The organism is Clostridium manihotivorum (assembly GCF_004015185.1).
Taxonomy (GTDB): Bacteria; Bacillota; Clostridia; order Clostridiales; family Clostridiaceae; genus Clostridium_AR; species Clostridium_AR manihotivorum.
Genome location: NZ_CP025746.1, coordinates 1,970,711 through 1,989,422, shown reverse-complemented (window position 1 = coordinate 1,989,422; position 18,712 = coordinate 1,970,711). Strand labels below are relative to the sequence as shown.

Sequence of the window (18,712 nt, the reverse complement as noted above, 5' to 3'; positions counted from 1 at the left end):
TTTTTGTATGAATGCAAAAGTTAAAGTTGCTAGGCTATCATTACTATCAAATAGTACTTTAATTGTTCTTAAATTATTTGTTGGTCTTGCTACTGGTTCAGTAAGTATAATATCCGAAGCTATACATTCAACTATGGATTTGTTAGCCGCAATAATAGCATTTTTTTCTGTAAGAATATCAGACAAGCCAGCGGATGAAGCCCATCCCTATGGGCATGGAAAAGTAGAAAACATTTCTGGCGTAATTGAGGCACTTCTCATACTAGTCGCTTCTATTTGGATAATAGTTGAAGCTATAAAAAAAATATTCAATCCTGGAGAGATCGAATCAGTTGGGCTAGGTTTTATCGTAATGTTTATCTCTTCAGCTGTTAACTTAATAGTATCTAAAAAATTATATAAAGTAGCTAAACAAGAAGATTCTATAGCATTAGAAGCTGATGCACTGCATTTAAAAGCTGATGTATACACGTCATTAGGTGTAGGTTTAGGATTATTTCTTATATGGGTTACTAACTTAAATTACTTAGATCCTATTGTTGCAATTTTAGTTGCTATCTTCATATTAAAAGAAGCTTTTGAATTATTAATATCTGCTTTTAACCCTTTATTAGATATAAAATTATCTGACGAAGAAATTGAAATAATTAAAAATAATATTAATAAATATTCTTCTGTATTTTGTAATTACCATAAACTTAAAACAAGGAAATCCGGGCGAATAAGATACGCAGAATTACATCTAGTTTTTCCAGAAGACAAATCAATTAAAGATGCACATGATATATGTAATAAAATTGAACATGATATTAAGCAAGATTTAAACTATTCTGAGATTATGATACATTTAGAATCTTGTGAGAAAATATGCACTTGTGATGAATGCAAAATATCACTGCAACTAAACTAATTATATTCAAAATAAAATTAGACCATCTTAATTTTATAAATTAGATGGTCTAATTTTTTATTGCCGCAATCATTTTATTTCTTATAAACCAGTGGATGAAAATCATCCATATCAGACACTGAAAAGTAATTATTTTTTTGTCAAAAAAATATTTGACGTTTATGGTTATAAATTAGATAATCTATAGTTTCTCCCCTAATAAATTATATATTATCAGTTGTTATGATGTAAGCATAGTTATTAAAGGTTCAAAAGTTAAAATCGCTGTTAGTGCAATTAAAACTATAATAGTTCCCCAACCAATTGCATTTTTAATTTTATTATTTACATACTCACCCATAATTTCCTTATTATTCACCATAAGCATCATACATATTAAGACTACCGGTAATAATATACCATTTATAACTTGTGATCCCAATGTTATCTCAATTAAAGGTGCTCCAGGAATCAAAATAATAGCAATTCCAACTACTATAATTATAGTGAATAACGTAAAAAACTCAGGTGCTTCTTTTAACTTTTTATCTATTCCAGCTTCAAAACCAAAAGCTTCGCAAATATAAAATGCTGTAGCTAAAGGTAATATTGTTGCTGAAAAAATAGACGCTATAAAAAGTCCAAATGCAAAAATTTGAGAAGCGAAAGCTCCAGCAAGTGGCTTAAGCGCTAATGCAGCATCTTTAGCCTCTTCTATTTTAATTCCATTTTTGTTAAGTGTTGCTCCACAGGCTACAATTATAAAGAAAGCTACAACTACTGTTATAATACTACCAACAACTACATCCCAAATTTCGTACTTAAAGTCTTCTACCTTAAGACCTTTTTCTATAACTGCTGATTGCATATAAAACTGCATCCACGGAGCAATAGTGGTTCCTACAATACCAATAACTGTACCTATATATTCAAAATTTGTCTCGATGGTTGGATGTATTATAGCACTCCCTATTTCACTCCAGTCTGGCTTAGCAAGAAATGCGGAAGCAATGTAGGATAATAAAAATAAGCTAAAAACCAAAAACAACTTTTCAGTAGTTTTATAAGTCCCCTTTACAACCAAAATCCATACTGCTACAGCTGCTAGAGGTACAGATATATATTTACTTACACCGAATACCTGCATACTTCCTGCAACCCCTGCAAATTCAGTAGCTGTATTTCCTATATCTGCAATAATTAATCCAACAAATATAAAGAAAGTTATCCTAACCCCAAAATTTTCTCTAATTAAGTCTGCTAGTCCTTTACCTGTTACAATCCCCATCCTAGCATTCATTTCTTGTACTACAAGAAGTACAACGAAGCATGGTATTAGAGACCAAAGCAAGTTATAACCATAAGTCGCACCAGCTACAGAATATGTTGTAATACCACCTGCATCATTATCTACACTACCTGTTATAATTCCTGGGCCTAAAACACTTAAAAATATTAATAAATTTGCTATCCATGTTTTTCTTTTTGCATTCATCTTCTACACCTCCACCTATTTCAACCTCTTATTATGCTTTGCAATTTCATAAACAATATCGATTAAACTTACACTCCCAATTAAATGCATTTCTTCATCAACTACAGGCATAGCAAGTAAATTATATTTGATTATATCTTTTGCTAAATGACTTATTTTTTCTTCATCCTTTATATATATAACTTTTTTACTCATAAACTCTTCTATTTTTTTATCAGGAGTAGAAATAACTAATTCTCTTAATGAAACTACTCCCATAAGTTTATTTGCATCATTTACAACATAAACATAATAAAACTGTTCAATTTCTTCATCAGCTTTTCGAATATCATTAATTATATCCGCTACTGTATAATCAATTGGACATGATATAAAATCAGTAGTCATAATACTTCCAACTAGATTATCTTCATATTCCATAAGTTCTCTTATTTCATCTGAAGCTTCTTTTTCCATGTTGCTAAGCAGCTCTTCTGCTTTATCTTCCTGTAATCCATCTAACACGTCTGCAGCCTCATCTGCAGGCATTTCTTCAAGAATATCTGCTGCTCTCTCTATAGACAGTGTTCTGAGCAAGCTTACTTGTACGTCCTCTTCTAATTCTTCTAATACATCTGCAGCCCTAGCAGTATCTAATCTTGAAAAAATAATTGCACCAGTATTTGCATCAAAATCTTCAATTATATCTGCTAGATCTGATGGATGAAGTGTATGGAGCTTATTATAGGATTTTGAAAGTGAAATATCTTCTGAAGCAAATGCTGTTTCAATTTCATCCCATAGCATTAATTTACTTTGCACTTTAACTCCTAATATTTTTAATGGTTTAGCTATTCCAATTCTTCTTAATATGCCCTCCATTCCGATATCTACTGCTGCAATAAACATACCTGAATCAAGGATAATTAATCTAACATCATTAGCTCTAACTACCTTTCTACCATTAACATCAATAATCTGCTTATCTAAAACATACTTTTTTAACAATAATAAATTTCCCAAATTGGACTCTTTGACTTCATTGCAAACTAACTTATATTGTCTTTTCTCCTTGGAAATATCAATATTCTCAAAATCAATATATTTTATTCCATCTTTTGTCTTAATAACAGCTATAGTAACTTTGGGATTTTTAAATTTTGCATCAACAGCTAAATCCTTTAAAGTTCCCAATACTTCGTTACTAGTTGTATATATTTTTTTATCTAATATTCTGCTTAAATAAACACTTTTAAATTTCATTGTACACTCTCCTTTTCTTTTAGAGTGCACAATTCATAGTTTAATGTCAGTACACCCTAATCATATTTTCTGATAATTTTTAATTATTATGCTATTCTGCTTATCATACGGGTCTCCATCCATTAAACTTATCACTCCTCCTAGTTTAGATTCTAATATACTTTTCATACATTTTATTACATGAACATATAAAAAGTGATTCATGCAATAAAAAAAGAGCTCGTAAAAGCCCGCAAAAAATAATATATTACTTTTTGTTGAGCTTTAGCACTATGTGGCTTTGAGTTAAACTCAGCTACATTAAATAAAGCCTTAACTTTCGGCAGTATCTGTTGACCCATTGGCATCTCTCGATGTTTTTGGGCAGTAGCGTATATCCTGTACATAGGAGCCTCACCTAACAATTTTATTAAATTTTATAAATATTAAATATATTATCTTTTTATTTTCAATTGATAATACGTTCAACTCATTATACGTCTAAAACTCTCAGTTGTAAATATCTATTATAATTTCATTTTGTTAAATTATCATTACGTTTCATGGCATTTATACACAGGATTAATTTCTAATGCTAAATTTAATTTTTATATTTATATTATAAGGCAATACTTAAGCATCAATATCAATTGATAATATAAATTATTTGTATATTAATTGCAAACTATTCTTATCTACTTATTTTTCTATTTTCAATGACATGTTTGCTACTGTTTAATGGTTTTACTAAATCATAGCTTAGCATATTATATCTATTGCCATTGAAGATAAATTAAATCTTAGATTAAAAACATCGTATTTTTACATTCAGTATTTATATCCAATACAATTCTTGCAGGAAATGGTAAATTGTTAACTGAAAATTCTATAGAAATATCAAAAGGAATATTTGACAATGCGTCAACTTATATAAACAAAAACTGTACAGTTATTTATGTAGTTATCAACGCTCAACCATATGGTTTTATAGTACTAGCTTAAAAATTACGTAAAGATTCTAAATCAATGATTAAAAAGCTAAGTTTAATCACTGTAGAAAGTATCTAATTAACTGAAGATAATCCACAAGCTGCTTCTCATATTGCTAATAATATAGGTATTATAAATATTTACTCTGAATGTTTACCAAAAGATAAACTGTTTGTAATTGAAGAATATCAAAAAAAATGAGATTATATGCATGATTGGAAATGGAATTAATTATGCCCCTGCTCTTAAGAAAGCATATGTAGGTATTGCAATGTGGGGCATAAGTGATATTGCTGTTGATGCAGCAGCCATTGCTATTGTAAGTGATGATATTTTAAATCTATCCCCCATTTATTAAGTCTGTCTCAAAAACTATAACTAAAATTATATGAAACTTATCTCTTTCCATGTTGCTAAATTTTATAGCTATAATACTTGCAATGACAGACATTTCAAATCCAGTTCTTGGAGCCTTAGTTCATAATTTAGGGCCTGTTGATGTTAGTATAAACTCTGCATTATTATTAAAATTCAAAAGTGAATAAAAATCTGAGCTCCCATGTTAAAAGTCATCATAACTTGGTAAATTCAAACTATCATCCTCAGCTTCTTTTACATTTTCATGTAGCAACGCTTTTGTACTTGTATATATTTCAGTTTCTAATTTTCTAATGTTCTCTTGGTTTTGTTTCTCGTTTGTAATATCTGTAATATCCAATATATCTGTCTGTTTTTCATTCCAGTATTTATTATAAAAGTCTACATAGGTATGTTCTGCAAAATTTTTTACTTTTAATGACCCCCTAAGTTTTTCGAATAATTCTAGTTCATATAGAATATCTCTTTTAGAATTTTCTCTAATTAATAGTTTCTTTAGTTCTCTATTTTCTGATTGTTTTTCTCTTAGTTTATTTGCCAATACAATTTTATCTGTCTTTAAGGTATCAATAAATACTTTTAATTCTGAAATTTGTTTTTTTAGTTTTTCGTTTTCTTTAATAATATCGGTTTGCGCTTTATTAAAATAATTTAAGTACTGTAATCTATTATTCTTATTAATTTTCTCTACAAAATCTATATCAATATAGAATGATTTAAATGGCATATTCTCAAGTTTCAAAGCCTTTTCTGATAAAAGATTTTTTTCATTAATATCATTAATTAGATTACTTATATTTTTGTTACGAGAAAAATCCCTTCTCTCAACACTCTCATACCCCTTTTCTTTTGCATATTCAGCTAAATCTGTATATTTAACTTTCTTAAAAACAGCATTTTCAATATAGTCTTTTACGATTGAAATCAACGTTTCTTCTGAACATTTTTTATGATTCTTAGACATATATTACTTCTCCTTTTTTGCCAATAGATGAGCTAATTCATAAGTATTATTAAGCATGGCATCTCGTTGAATAGACATTTTTTCATCAAAATTTGCAATTGTTTCCCTGTCTTTTACTATGTCACAGAGAACTTTTATACAATTTTCTAACTTTTTTTCTGCTTGTCCAATTTGAACATCTTCATCATATGGTATAAACTTAGGACATAAAACATGATTAGGTAGATATTTCATACAAAATAAAATATCCTTATTTGTATTATATTCACAATATCCACCACATGATTTAAAGTCTTTTCTATTAACTGATATAACATCATCTATTCCCAACACAACACTTGCAAGTAATCTCCCATGATTATGGGATCTTTTTATATTGGGAATTTTTTTTAAGTCATTTTTATGTAACATCTTTTTTGAAAAAGAAAGAGCAAAAGATTTCGCATATTCATGCTCATGCCTAAAATAACCATAAGTAGTATTAACTACTTTATGTCTAGCAAGACGCTGAACCGTCTGAATATCATATCCTAAAAATATTGCATTTATAATAGCTATATGCCTTGAATCATATAATGAAAGCCTCTCTATCTCTTTTTCTTCTAATGTTTCAAATGGTTTTTCATATCTATTGCAAATTACATATCCCTTTTTGTGTTGTATAAAATCATCATAAAACCTATTAAGCAAGTAAGTCAAATTTGCAACTGTAAATTTATTTTTATTCAAATTGGGCTGTATTAAATTATATGACATATATAGTTCTTTTGAAAAAAGATACTTACCACCATAGTTTTCCATATCCTTAATATACTTTTTTAAAAATTTATACATTTTCTCATCAATATTTATTTTATCATTATAATAACACTCATTTTCATTGGACGAATTAACCAATTTAAAACCACTTATTTTGCCTAAGCTCCGTTTAACAATAATAAAGTACTCTCCATTAATTTCATCAATACACAATCGATCCATATTTATAAGTTCAGAAGGTCTCAAAGGTATAACTGAAGTTAATTTCCACCAAACAATAATCGGATACCACTTTAAAAGTACTTTTATATTATTTTTATTTCTTCTATAAAATTCCTCTATTACATCGTCAAATTTAAACACACTTACAAAGCTAGGTATTTTTTTATTTTTATAATCTCTTTCTACAGCATATTCAGTGATTGATTCAATATATTCTGAACAAATCCCACCTATAAAATCATTGAATTTACAGAAAAACGTAAAATCATAAACATTCACAGATAATGCATACCTCTCTATTAATTCTCTATTTATAAGTGATTTTAAATAATTCAACTTAATCTTGATATTTCCTTGAGATGTATTTTCAATATAATCTAATAAGAATGATTTAATACTACTATCTATAAAATCTTGTGATATTTTTAATTCTTTTGACGCATTCATTAACTCTATGTTATTTAAGAAATTTAAATTTAACTCTACTCCAATGATTTTAACACGCCAAATCCTATCTTCAAATTTAATATTAGCTGCTATGTATCCATCATCTTTTAATTTTTCAAATTTATTAATATATTTATTTAACTTAGATAATTGGAACTGTTCTACATTTTCTATCCATAACTTTTGTTTTACCTTCATTTATTTCCCTCCTTTTTAATATTCTTCACTTCTTCAATTTGTCTGCTAAATGCCTTATATTGTTCAGCATCTAACACTCTATTAAATATATTCTCGCCTAACTCTGATTTAAATGCTGAAAGTAGTGGCCTATACTTTTTATTAAAAACTTTTGCAAACAATATTTTTGATTCAATGTCCAGTAAATTCTCAAATTGTATAAAAAAATTACGGAGTAATTCTTTAAACTCATATATAAACAATCTTAATGCAACAAGATAGCTACATCCAATACAATTATCAATTCTAATCGGACATACTACTTTTCCTTTTATTTCAGTTTCATCTTCAAGTATGATGCTGTTAACTACATTAATTTTTACTTTCAATAAGCATTTGCAGTTAGCATGTTTAGCATATGCCTTCCCATATAATAGCTCTCTAAGGAACTTCTGTGCAAGTTCCTTATCCTCACAGAAATCTTTGAAGAACTCTTCTAACATATTACTTGTTTTATATAAATTTTTATGAATTCTTTCTATATCTATGTTTTTTAATTTTAAAGCCTTAAATTTTTCTATTTGCTTATTATCATCTAATAAATCGTAATCATCATCAGTTAGCTTTAGAATATAATCTTTAACACTTCCCATTGTTTCTTTTGAAAATATCTCAACTGTAGCTTTACTGATATCCTTTTGAAGATAATACTTACTACCAGTATTTGATATATTTTCTTTATCATTCTTATGTGCCCTTAATTCGCTAACAGCCTTTAAAACACATATTTCAAGTTCCTCAAATCGTTCACCTAAAACGCTGAAAAATGATTTAGTTCCCCTAAGATTACTAAAAGGCTTTCTAAGTATGCCTACTATATCTATTCCAAAATATAAAAATGTTTCATTTATATATCGTGTCTTGACACTTCCTGGACTTATCAGTGTTTCTGTATTTTGACGTTTCCTTTCAATTTTTTTGCAATATTGTCTATTACCCTCACAAATACACATTAATAATCCTAAATGCTTATATATATTTGCTTGTATACTTGCTTCTAATTGTTGTTTATTTTTATTTGATACTAGCCCCATTCTATAAACATACTCTGTTATATCCTTACAAATCTTTTCTCCATGATATTCTTCAAAAATGAACATGTCATTTTTTAAATCTTCTAGAAATTTTATTCCATCATCATATCCAATGAGTTTAAGATTTGGTTTTGGCAACTGTTCTATAATATCATTTCTTCTCCAAGCAAATACAAAATGAATTAAAACATATAATATTGCAGATGAAGCTGTTCTATAATATATTAATTTTTTAAACTTAATAGGATCATCTAATATGCCTAATATTGATATCAAAATAGTCGTAAAATCATCATCGCTATATTTATCAACCTTATCCTTAATTTTTTCTTCTTTAATAACTGATAACTTAACATTGGGTATTAAATGTGTTTTTAAAAAAATGCTTAAATATTTAATAACTTCATCAGAAATATCTAGGGATAATTGCATCAATTGCTTTGCTTTTTCAATTTTATATTCTAGTGGTAACTGCATAACGTTACCATCAATATTATGATTTATCACTGTACAAACTTTAGCGTAAATACTAGCCATTTTCACAATATCTCTTGTTTCTGATTTATTACTTTTATCGAGAACATATTCATCAAATATCTTTATTATATCTATATTCTTAAGTAGTATCTTCTCATGGGATAGTTTGATTTTATAAATTGAATAAATACTACCTGCATTTCTTATTTCATTTTCTCGTATTAACTGTTCCTTTAACATTAGTAATTCTGATTTTTTAATATATATTTGGCTTTCTTTAAGCAAATTTGTAGGAGCTTTATACACATTTATATTTCTTCTTTTCAGGAATGAAACATTTATCGTCATATCCGTTAATTCAGTTAATTCTTTTTTTATTTGTTCCTTATTAATATACTTTTTAGATTCAATTATAAGCTTATCAACTTCTTCTCTTCTGAAAAAAAGTTGACTTGAGGTCATTAATGATATAAATCTAATTACATTTATTTTATATCTTTTAAAACAATCAAAACTATTTTTTTCGGAATTTCTTCACCTATCTCATTTACTAATTGTTTTAATTGCTCATATGTATAATATAGTGTATTTATATCTTCTTCTTTTAAAGTATCAATAGTACGAAAAAACTGTTTATCTCCTTTAATATATGATATTTTATCTTTCATAAAATGTTTTATGTAAGCAACGCATCCTTTCCTACTATACAATTGTTTCCCGAAAAAGTTATAATCACTATAAAACTCCAAAACATTAAAGTTATTTTTTCCAAAGAATTCTGCAAATCTAATTTCACTCAATATATTAGGTTCATACCCTAAATATTTTTTTCTTATCTCAATTTTAACCCATTCATAACTTTTATAGTTTTCATTAATTTCTATAAATTTTGCTTTATAGTTTTCTGCTTTAACTATGTCCAAATGCCTCATTCTTCTGTTCAATGGATTGGTAACAAACATGCCCATTCGTTGAAAAATATCTCTGGCCCTATTGCGGGTAATTCTTTTATAACCTAATTTGTATAAACTATCTAAAAAAACGTCTAACTCAATAGTGCTCTTATTGAATTCTTCCAATACGTATTTAAAATCCTTCTTGTAAACATATATTTTTTTCACAAAAAGATTCCCACCATTGCTTTTCGCACATATTAATCCAGTAATAACCCCTTCTTTAATCTTTTTCGCTAATCCAAGTCTATCTTTAATCATTGTTTCTTTTACAATAGATTCTATTGTAAAAAATTCTCTATCCAACTCCTCAACACTAATATATTCACCTGAAAAATCAAAGCTAAGATCTTTATTTTTAAATATCTCTAGAACTCTATAATTATTCATTACTCCTCCTAGACAAAATAGCTCATAAATAGCTCTTTAGCCTTTTTTAAATTAGTCTCTGGTATATATGTATCTTGACTTTTTATATTTTGGTCACCACGAAAGTATGCCACTGCAGTTCTTTCCCCTACAACCTCTTTTATAAATTGACTATAAATATATCTTAAAGAATGGGGTGTTATTATTTTCCCCTCAAGCAACCGTTCTTCTCTTATGGCTAGTTCATTTCCTTTTGCGGCTTCAATTTTTATATTGATAATAGCTTGCTCAGCTATAGCTCTAAATCTTTTCATGTAATTATCACTAGTCATAGCTTTTCCTTCCTCATTAATAAACAAAGCACCATATTTATGCATTAAAAATCCTTTCTGTAATAAAAGTTCTTGGTGCTCTAAATATTCGTCTCTTATAACATCAGCAAACACCTCAAATATTGGTTGTTCTCTGTTCACTTTAATTTCTCCTGTCTTGACCCTGTCAGAACGTAGTCTAGAATCTGATGTTAAATCTATATATAAACTACAACTTTTAAATCTAGAATCAATTAATTTAAGTCGTCCATTATGCATCTGCATAACTTCACCCAGTCTTAACCCAGCAAACGAATCAAGAATGATGGCAAACGTAATCATTGGATCTATTATCCTGGACACTTCTATAAGCTTTTTTACTGTGTATAAAGTACCTCTAATTGCTTTGCTTCGCTTTTGGCCATTATTTGAATTATCCAAGTTTACAGTAACTATATCCCGTAATTTATATCTATATTCTATCCCACCACTTTTCAGCTTTCTTGAATATTGCATAGTTTTAAAATCACTTGCTTCAAAGTACTTCATATTATATTTTAATTTTTTATTTCTTGCTGTTTTTTTAGATGTGAATAACCAAAAAATGAATTTAGTTATTACCTGATTTACTCGATTAACTTCCGTTTTTGACCTACATGTATCTGATTTGCAATCATCTGGTAATAGGTTATATGAATATAAGTTTAAAAATTCTTTTATCATATCTTTATCTAATTCCTCTATGTTTTTAATTCCTTGTTTGTATATGTAATTTAAAAACTTTATTAAAGGCTTTGAATAATTATTAAGAGTATTTGACGCTTTATCAGATAATCCAATTTTAATTTCAGCTAAACCAAAATCATCATAGAAAAAATCTGTAAATTCGTGAACACCTTTTGCACTCTCCTCTTTGATTCCAAAAAAAGTTTTATAAATTCCACCTACGAGTACATTTATTCTTACTCCTCGAAATTCTTTAGATCTTAGGTTAATAATATCTAATCCTTTTGAATTTGTTTTCCTATTAATAAAAAATCTCAATTCATCAATTTCTATACTATCTACTATATCGTCATTATCTAAATTCAAAGTACCCAAATCCCTATACATACATAAAACCTTCCTAATCCACTTCTTAATTTTCATTACGATTCCCATTGGACATTTTATTATTATCTATTATAAAACATTTATTGGACATGCACTATATTAATTTATTTAAACATAAAAAAAGTACATACTATAAACTCTTTATTTTAAATATCTTATAGTATATACTGGACATTTTTAATTATTTTATAAATCTTGATTTTTATCACATAACTTCTCCAAAGAAGCCTACGCTTAGCTTTTTTCTAAAGTCTATGCCTACTGATACGCCTTTTGCTGCGCAAAGGAAAGCATCTTTTTGGCATATTAGCTTCCCACCAAGCTTGGATAGGTCCATAGGTATTATCTTACCAGGATAAGGAGCTGCAAATGAAACCTGTGCCTTACCATAACCTGTGTTACTGAATGCAGTCATAAATAAACTTTCGCCTGTTAGTACTCTCTTTCCTGCCGAGAACAATTTTCCCATAAAGCCACTACCAGCATTTGTTCCATCTCCAAAGATTGTCTCCATCTTAATAGTTTGATCCATCATCATCATTGCGCCTGCTTCTGCAAATACAGTTTCGTTTGGATCTAACTCTATTTCTACAAACTGCATATCGTCACCATAGATTTTGTAGTCTATCTCATGTGAATTCAATAAAAATCACTCCTTATAAATTTATAATAATATTCTATTTGAAATTTCGTGCAAATAAAATATATAATTAGTATTTTTAAGAAATTTTTAAGTTATTTCTAAGAAATACTAAATATAAAACTATTCTCAGTATATATTTATTGTTCCTTGCTCGAAAATATTTATTATATCTCTTCAAAAATTATGGTTTATCTTCACTTTCACTGCAGTGCTTTAAAAGCACCTAAAAAAGTCACTGAAGTGTGCTTTTTTTGCGCATCTACCTTTCCGAATGTATATTTAGAAAATCTGACAGGCGAATAAGATTTCTTTTTTACTGTTTGCCCTAAATAGCCGTTCTAAGCCCTTGAACTTAATAGGTTTAGCTAACAATAAATTTTATACTTTCCTACGAAAAAGAAAACTTTTTTCATTATACTTTTGTGATGACTCTTATGATGACTTTTTAGATCATGGCTGATTACTATATAGTAAAAAAACAGCCTGATTAAGTCAAGCTGCCTATATTATTTATATGAAATTATATGGATCATTAGTGCTCTTAGATATTACAACCTTTATGTTTTTATCCACTGCAATAAACTTCTCTTTTAATCTGTTGCAGATATTTATAAATAATGGCCATTCTGAGCCAAAGTGACCTATATCTAATATGGATATGCCCATTTCATTATAATCACTTACATAATGGTAGGTTGTATCACCAGTTATGATGCAGTCTGCTCCATATCTATTTGAGATTTCAAAGAAGTCTTGTCCGCTACCATTAATTATAGCTATCTTTTTTACTTCTTTATTCAAGTCACCAGTGAATCTTAAATTATTTATTCCAAGCTTTGACTTAATATCCTGCACCAAATCAGATAGCTTTATAGCACTTTCTAGTTTAATTAGTCTTCCTATACCTGATCCTTCAAAGTTAGGAACTTTAGTTGGTTCCAAAATTTTTTCACTTTCAAATCCTAAAAGCTCTACTATCGTGTCATTCATACCAGCCTTAGTAGAGTCTAAATTGGTATGTGAACTATATAAGTTTATATTATTTTTTATAAGTTCTATTATCTTTCTACCTTGAAGGGTGTCATTTGTTATGGTTTTAGGCTTTCTAAAAAGCAGTGGATGGTGAGTAAGTATCATTTCAGCTCCTATAGCCTTAGCTTCTTCTATTACACTTAAGGTACAGTCTAAAGCCACTAGTATAGTAGATACTTCAGCATTATTATCTCCAACCATAAGTCCTACATTGTCATAATCCTCTTTTAACACTTTAGGTGCCATTTGTTCAATTATCTTTGATATTTCAAATACCTTCATATTACAATAACTCCTTAAGTTTAGAAATTTTAATTTCTAGCTCCTTCTTTTTTTCCTCTGCATGAATAGTATTTTCATTAATATGCTTAACTATGCTTTCATACTTATCTATTCTTCTTTTTAGGAAATTCATAAAGGTTTCTTCCTTCTTCTTTAAGAGTATTGGACTTATCTCATAATAAATAGGATCATTTACTTCTATACCTTCATTTGCTTCATTATATTTCACCTTAAAAAGCTCATAATACTTTCTTTCTTCAAAGCACATGTCCTCATCAAGGATTTCGAACTTACTAGAATATAAAAACTCTCTTAACACCTCTGGATTTTGTGCTGGTTGTAGTATAATAAAAGAGCACTTTTTAATCTTATCTATATCAGCTAGAAGTATATCTCTGGTTAAGTTTCCCCCCATACCAGCTATAACTAAGGCCTCCACTTCATCTTTATCCATTGTGGTTAACCCTGGTCCTAATCTGCAAGCTATGCTTCTATTAAGGCCCTCCATTGATACATTAAGTTTTGCCTTTTCTATAGGCCCTTTATTAATATCTGAAGCTATGGCAGTATTGCAGATGTTGTTCTTTACGCAATAAATTGGCACATATCCATGATCTGTACCAATATCTGCTATACTTTCACATTTATCAATATTATTAACTATAGTTTGTAATCTCTTACTAAGTTCCATCAAGTTCACCTTTCTATAAATCCATCATTAGCTTAGAAAACTTATTATAAATATAAATGTAGTATTCTGATTTGTATTATTAAAAATACCACCGAAATAAGTAAGGCTACATAAATATATTTATAAGCTGATCTCTTGTCATATTTAGCACAAAAATATGCTGCATAATGCATACAAAATAGTATTATCATATTAAGTGCGCCATAGGTCATCTGCCTGAAGGCGAATTGCTTTCCAGTACCTTGAACAACTGGTCTAAATGTAGCATCAAAGTAAAGAGGCATATTGTCTGGAAGCTTATCCATGAGATAAAGTACAAAAGGGTTTAAAGTCATGTACACTATAATTAAAGCTACCAATATAAAAGGTATAAAGAAACTTTTTTCTTTAAACAGATCTCTATTCCTATTTAGTTTAATTTCAAAATTTTTCTCTTCTATTCCTTTTTCCTTAACCTTCTGTAAGAAAGCTTCTATGTTGTCAGGTGAAATACCGTAGCTTATTTCCTCAGTGTGAAGATATAGAACTTTTTTACTTGAAGTAACAAACATATGGCTTGTTCCAACATTATCAACAACTGATCTACCGTAGTTATATCTGGTCCTACCTACTCCAGATAAGTTCATACCTTCTATAGGTCCTGTCTGAATATTATAGCCATCTATTTTTTCATAAGAAATAAGAATTTTTTTTATTCCCCAAAGAGCATTTATCTCTATGCCATCTTCATTCATTTTATATCTGAGACTTAAGGTCTGAAGTATATAAAACAAACAGTATATTGAAAAAGCTACTGCAAAAATTTTTATAAGGCTTATTTCAGTATATGTGTTAAATAGCTTTACTCCAAAGTATATAGCAATATCTACAACTAAGATAAAAAACATGAGTTCATATATAGCAATCCCTCTACGGGGCTTATAACTTTCCACTCTAACCACCTCAAAGTCATTATATCATAATCTATGGTTATCCTTAACAAAGATAGTACTAATATTAACATTGTTTATAGAATATTAACTACCTATGCTTTATTAAGATTAAAAGCACCATTGGTAGGTGCTTTTAGTCTAGATAATCCTTTAGTTTTTTGCTTCTGCTTGGATGTCTTAGCTTTCTTAAAGCCTTAGCTTCAATCTGTCTAATTCTTTCTCTTGTTACGTTGAACTCCTTACCTACTTCTTCTAGAGTTCTAGCTCTTCCATCATCTAAACCAAATCTAAGTCTTAATACCTTTTCTTCTCTTGGAGTAAGTGTATCAAGTACGTTTATTAGTTGCTCTTTTAACATTGTGAAAGCTGCTGCTTCTGCTGGTGCTGGAGCTTCATCATCTGGTATGAAATCACCTAGATGACTATCCTCTTCTTCACCTATTGGAGTTTCTAAAGATACTGGCTCTTGAGCTATCTTTAATATCTCTCTTACTTTATCTACAGGCATATCCATATGCTTTGATAGTTCTTCTGGCAATGGATCTCTACCTAATTCTTGTAGCAATTGTCTTTGAACTCTTATCAACTTATTTATAGTTTCTACCATATGAACTGGTATTCTTATGGTTCTTGCCTGGTCGGCTATAGCTCTTGTTATCGCCTGTCTTATCCACCAAGTTGCATAAGTTGAGAACTTAAAGCCTTTTCTGTAATCAAACTTTTCTACTGCTTTAATTAGCCCTAAGTTACCTTCCTGTATAAGATCTAGGAAAAGCATACCTCTTCCAACATATCTTTTAGCTATACTTACTACAAGTCTTAAGTTAGCTTCAGCAAGCTTCTTCTTAGCATACTGATCTCCCTCTTCGATTCTTTCAGCAAGGTTTATTTCTTCCTCAGATGACAATAAAGGTACTTTACCTATTTCCTTTAGATACATTCTAACAGGGTCATCTATAGCAATACCTTCTGGTATTGAAAGATCAAGCTCTTCTTCTATATTTTCAGAATCAGCTATATCTCCTATTACTTCTATTCCCATGGATTCCAAAACTTCATAGATCTTTTCTATTTGATCAGGACTTAAGTCAATTTCATCTAACTCATCCATAATTTCTTTATATGTTAAGGTACCACTCTTCTTACCTTTTTCTATGAGTCTTTTAACAATCACCATCTTAGCGTTTTTATCTTTAGTATCAACTTTAGCGGCTACCTTATCCTTAGTTGATTTCACCTTACTTGCCTTTTCAACATTTTCCATGTTAATACCTCCTTCCGCCATATCCGTACTTAACCCCTTTCTAATCTTTTAAGTTTATCGTCTACTTCTTTAGCTTCTTTTACTAGCTCAATAGATTCTTGAAATAGCCCTTTTTCTTCATACCGTTTCAGCTTCTGTAAAATTTCTTTCTTATAGTTCTCTAAACTTTGCTTTTTTATTTTATTTATATAGTCACTAATGATTATTTCTATGTCATTATCTACAATCATTATTTCGATTTCCCTTATAAGTATCCACTCTTTTAAACTGTCACCATCATCACATCTAAATTCAATTAATGTTTCTATATTTTCCTTTCCTTCCTCGAATAGGGAAGTTATTATAGAAAATATTTTTTTATGTGAATCTAAAATTAAATCCTCTTTAGATATATGCCCAACAACATACTGATAGAATTGTTTATCAGACATAATCTTAAGCAAACTTCTTTCTGATTTAATGTAAGCTGGCTCTACATATAATTTTGTTCCAAATTCTTCCTTATTATTCATGTTAAGTGAAGATTCATTGTTTTTTGTCATTTTTTTCGATAATAAGTCGTAGAGTGACTGTTCTCGGAGACCGGTTTCTTCAGAAATCTTCTTAACATACACATCCTTCTCCACTGGATTAAGATCCGCTAAGATTTCTGTTACTCTTTCTCCATACTTTATAAGTTCTTCATTATCGCTAAAGTTTATTCCCTCTCTTGCCCTTAGCAATCTATATTCTATTAGAGGCTGTGATGTCTCAATTAGTCTTAAGAATGCCTCTTTGCCATTGCTTCTTATGTATTCATCGGGATCTTTTCCTTGAGGAACCTTCAATACCCTAACATCAAAGCCTGCACCTCTAAGTATTTCTAACCCTCTTACGGTGGCATTTTGTCCAGCTAAGTCTGCATCATATGAAATTATTACCTTATCAGCATATCTTTTCATAAGTCTTGCTTGACCTGGAGTAAGAGCAGTACCAAGTGATGCTACTGCATTATTTATTCCATATTGATGCAGAGATATACAATCCATATAGCCCTCCACCATTATAAAATATCTTTCTGGTATCCCTTTCTTAATAGCAAAGTTTAAACCATATAAATTAGTGCCTTTTTGAAATACTAGTGTTTCTGGAGAATTTAAATATTTAGGTTTAGAATCATCTAATACCCTTCCTCCAAAACCTATTACTTTTCCTTTGTAATCAAATACTGGGAACATAACTCTATTTCTGAATCTATCGTAGACTTTTCCCTTTTCACTTTTTACAGCTAACCCAGCTTCAATTATGAAATCTTCTTTATAGCCTTTTCTCTTTAGAAAGTTTAAAAGAGAATTCCAACTATCAATAGAATAACCTAAACCAAATTTTTTAATTGTACTTTCAGTAATACCTCTGCGTAAGAAATACTCCTTTGGTATTTTATTAGTTTGAAGATTAGAAAAGAAAAATCTAGCCGCATCTGTATTAACTTTATAAATCAAATCTTTTTTAGAATTTATCTTACTGTTGCCGCTGCTTTCGCTTTCCATAGGTATATGTGCTCTATCAGCTAAATATCTGGCCGCGTCAAAATAAGGTAAATTCTTTGTCTTCATAATAAAGGTTATTACATTGCCTGCTTCACCACACCCAAAACACTTGTATATCTGTCTATCTTGAGTTACGGTAAATGATGGAGACTTTTCACTATGAAATGGACATAGTCCCGTATAGTATCTGCCTGCTCTTTTTAGTCTAACTGTTTCTGAAACAACATCAACAATATCATTTTGTTCTTTTATCTTTTCTAAAAGCTCTTCCGAAATTTTCAAGGAGCATTACCACCTTAAAATAAATTTATTTCTTTGCAAGTTTTATAATATTCGACATAAGTTGATAAATTCCTTCTTAAAATATAATATTTTTTAACTTAACCATTAAAATTTATCATTATAGAAGTAATTTAATTATTCGTTATTTCCTTTAATTTTCCTTCTTTTATATAAATATCTAATACTTTTTTATGATTT

At 29.1% G+C, this 18,712-nt stretch carries 16 protein-coding genes, 1 pseudogene and 1 riboswitch; of the genes and pseudogenes, 4 read left to right on the top strand and 13 right to left on the bottom strand.

All coding sequences use genetic code 11. The features are described 5' to 3' along the window. The first annotated feature begins 7 nt into the window (after positions 1 to 7). Positions 8 to 910, top strand: coding sequence for a cation diffusion facilitator family transporter (locus C1I91_RS08880; protein ID WP_008419207.1), 903 nt, complete (start codon positions 8 to 10; stop codon positions 908 to 910). 220 nt (positions 911 to 1,130) lie between these two features. Here the strand turns inward: C1I91_RS08880 and C1I91_RS08875 are convergent, their stop codons facing one another. Both C1I91_RS08875 and C1I91_RS08870 read right to left on the bottom strand, forming a co-directional pair. Beyond that, complete coding sequence (locus tag C1I91_RS08875; RefSeq protein ID WP_008419209.1) at positions 1,131 to 2,384, bottom strand: Nramp family divalent metal transporter; 1,254 nt, start codon at positions 2,382 to 2,384, stop codon at positions 1,131 to 1,133. A 15-nt stretch (positions 2,385 to 2,399) separates the two neighbouring features. Further along, positions 2,400 to 3,626 carry a magnesium transporter gene (locus tag C1I91_RS08870; protein ID WP_008419212.1) on the bottom strand — a complete coding sequence of 409 codons (1,227 nt, stop codon included), beginning with the start codon at positions 3,624 to 3,626 and terminating at the stop codon, positions 2,400 to 2,402. A 242-nt stretch (positions 3,627 to 3,868) separates the two neighbouring features. After that, positions 3,869 to 4,038: riboswitch (M-box (ykoK) riboswitch) on the bottom strand. 437 nt (positions 4,039 to 4,475) lie between these two features. Here C1I91_RS08870 and C1I91_RS29355 point away from each other — a divergent pair. From C1I91_RS29355 to C1I91_RS28745, 3 genes are all read left to right on the top strand, one after another. Beyond that, a complete protein-coding gene (locus C1I91_RS29355; RefSeq protein ID WP_275051651.1) occupies positions 4,476 to 4,607 on the top strand; it encodes a hypothetical protein in 132 nt (43 codons plus the stop codon). 199 nt (positions 4,608 to 4,806) lie between these two features. Next, positions 4,807 to 4,953: a hypothetical protein gene (locus C1I91_RS28750; protein ID WP_008419218.1), complete on the top strand. Its 147-nt coding sequence runs from the start codon at positions 4,807 to 4,809 to the stop codon at positions 4,951 to 4,953. Positions 4,954 to 5,002: 49 nt separating this feature from the next. Beyond that, positions 5,003 to 5,140, top strand: coding sequence for a hypothetical protein (locus C1I91_RS28745; RefSeq protein ID WP_238475946.1), 138 nt, complete (start codon positions 5,003 to 5,005; stop codon positions 5,138 to 5,140). Between the two features lie 17 nt (positions 5,141 to 5,157). Here C1I91_RS28745 and C1I91_RS08860 read toward each other — a convergent pair whose 3' ends face one another. The 11 genes and pseudogenes from C1I91_RS08860 to dnaG form a co-directional block, all read right to left on the bottom strand. After that, positions 5,158 to 5,937 (bottom strand): hypothetical protein, encoded by a 780-nt coding sequence (locus C1I91_RS08860; RefSeq protein ID WP_008419221.1) that lies wholly within the window; start codon positions 5,935 to 5,937, stop codon positions 5,158 to 5,160. A 3-nt stretch (positions 5,938 to 5,940) separates the two neighbouring features. Then, positions 5,941 to 7,563, bottom strand: a complete 1,623-nt coding sequence (locus C1I91_RS08855; protein ID WP_008419223.1) for a site-specific integrase — start codon at positions 7,561 to 7,563, stop codon at positions 5,941 to 5,943. After that, a complete protein-coding gene (locus C1I91_RS08850) occupies positions 7,560 to 9,575 on the bottom strand; it encodes a hypothetical protein (RefSeq protein WP_128212561.1) in 2,016 nt (671 codons plus the stop codon). Before C1I91_RS08850 ends, C1I91_RS08855 begins: the two co-directional genes overlap by 4 nt. Positions 9,576 to 9,598: 23 nt before the next feature. Then, entirely contained in the window at positions 9,599 to 10,456 is an 858-nt protein-coding gene (locus C1I91_RS08845) for a hypothetical protein (protein WP_128212560.1), read from the bottom strand. An 8-nt stretch (positions 10,457 to 10,464) separates the two neighbouring features. Next, positions 10,465 to 11,859 (bottom strand): hypothetical protein, encoded by a 1,395-nt coding sequence (locus C1I91_RS08840; protein WP_035282362.1) that lies wholly within the window; start codon positions 11,857 to 11,859, stop codon positions 10,465 to 10,467. A 217-nt stretch (positions 11,860 to 12,076) separates the two neighbouring features. Continuing rightward, positions 12,077 to 12,502, bottom strand: a pseudogene (locus C1I91_RS08835) (AIM24 family protein); the annotation flags it as partial. A gap of 510 nt (positions 12,503 to 13,012) precedes the next feature. After that, positions 13,013 to 13,816 (bottom strand): Nif3-like dinuclear metal center hexameric protein, encoded by an 804-nt coding sequence (locus C1I91_RS08830; protein WP_128212559.1) that lies wholly within the window; start codon positions 13,814 to 13,816, stop codon positions 13,013 to 13,015. A 1-nt stretch (position 13,817) separates the two neighbouring features. Continuing rightward, on the bottom strand, positions 13,818 to 14,507 hold the full coding sequence (locus C1I91_RS08825; protein WP_128212558.1) for a tRNA (adenine(22)-N(1))-methyltransferase: 690 nt from the start codon (positions 14,505 to 14,507) through the stop codon (positions 13,818 to 13,820). A gap of 44 nt (positions 14,508 to 14,551) precedes the next feature. Next, on the bottom strand, positions 14,552 to 15,439 hold the full coding sequence (locus tag C1I91_RS08820; protein ID WP_128212557.1) for a PH domain-containing protein: 888 nt from the start codon (positions 15,437 to 15,439) through the stop codon (positions 14,552 to 14,554). A 133-nt stretch (positions 15,440 to 15,572) separates the two neighbouring features. Beyond that, positions 15,573 to 16,724 carry an RNA polymerase sigma factor RpoD gene (gene rpoD / locus C1I91_RS08815; RefSeq protein ID WP_128212556.1) on the bottom strand — a complete coding sequence of 384 codons (1,152 nt, stop codon included), beginning with the start codon at positions 16,722 to 16,724 and terminating at the stop codon, positions 15,573 to 15,575. 8 nt (positions 16,725 to 16,732) lie between these two features. Then, complete coding sequence (gene dnaG, locus C1I91_RS08810) at positions 16,733 to 18,514, bottom strand: DNA primase (RefSeq protein ID WP_128212555.1); 1,782 nt, start codon at positions 18,512 to 18,514, stop codon at positions 16,733 to 16,735. Positions 18,515 to 18,712 lie beyond the last annotated feature (198 nt).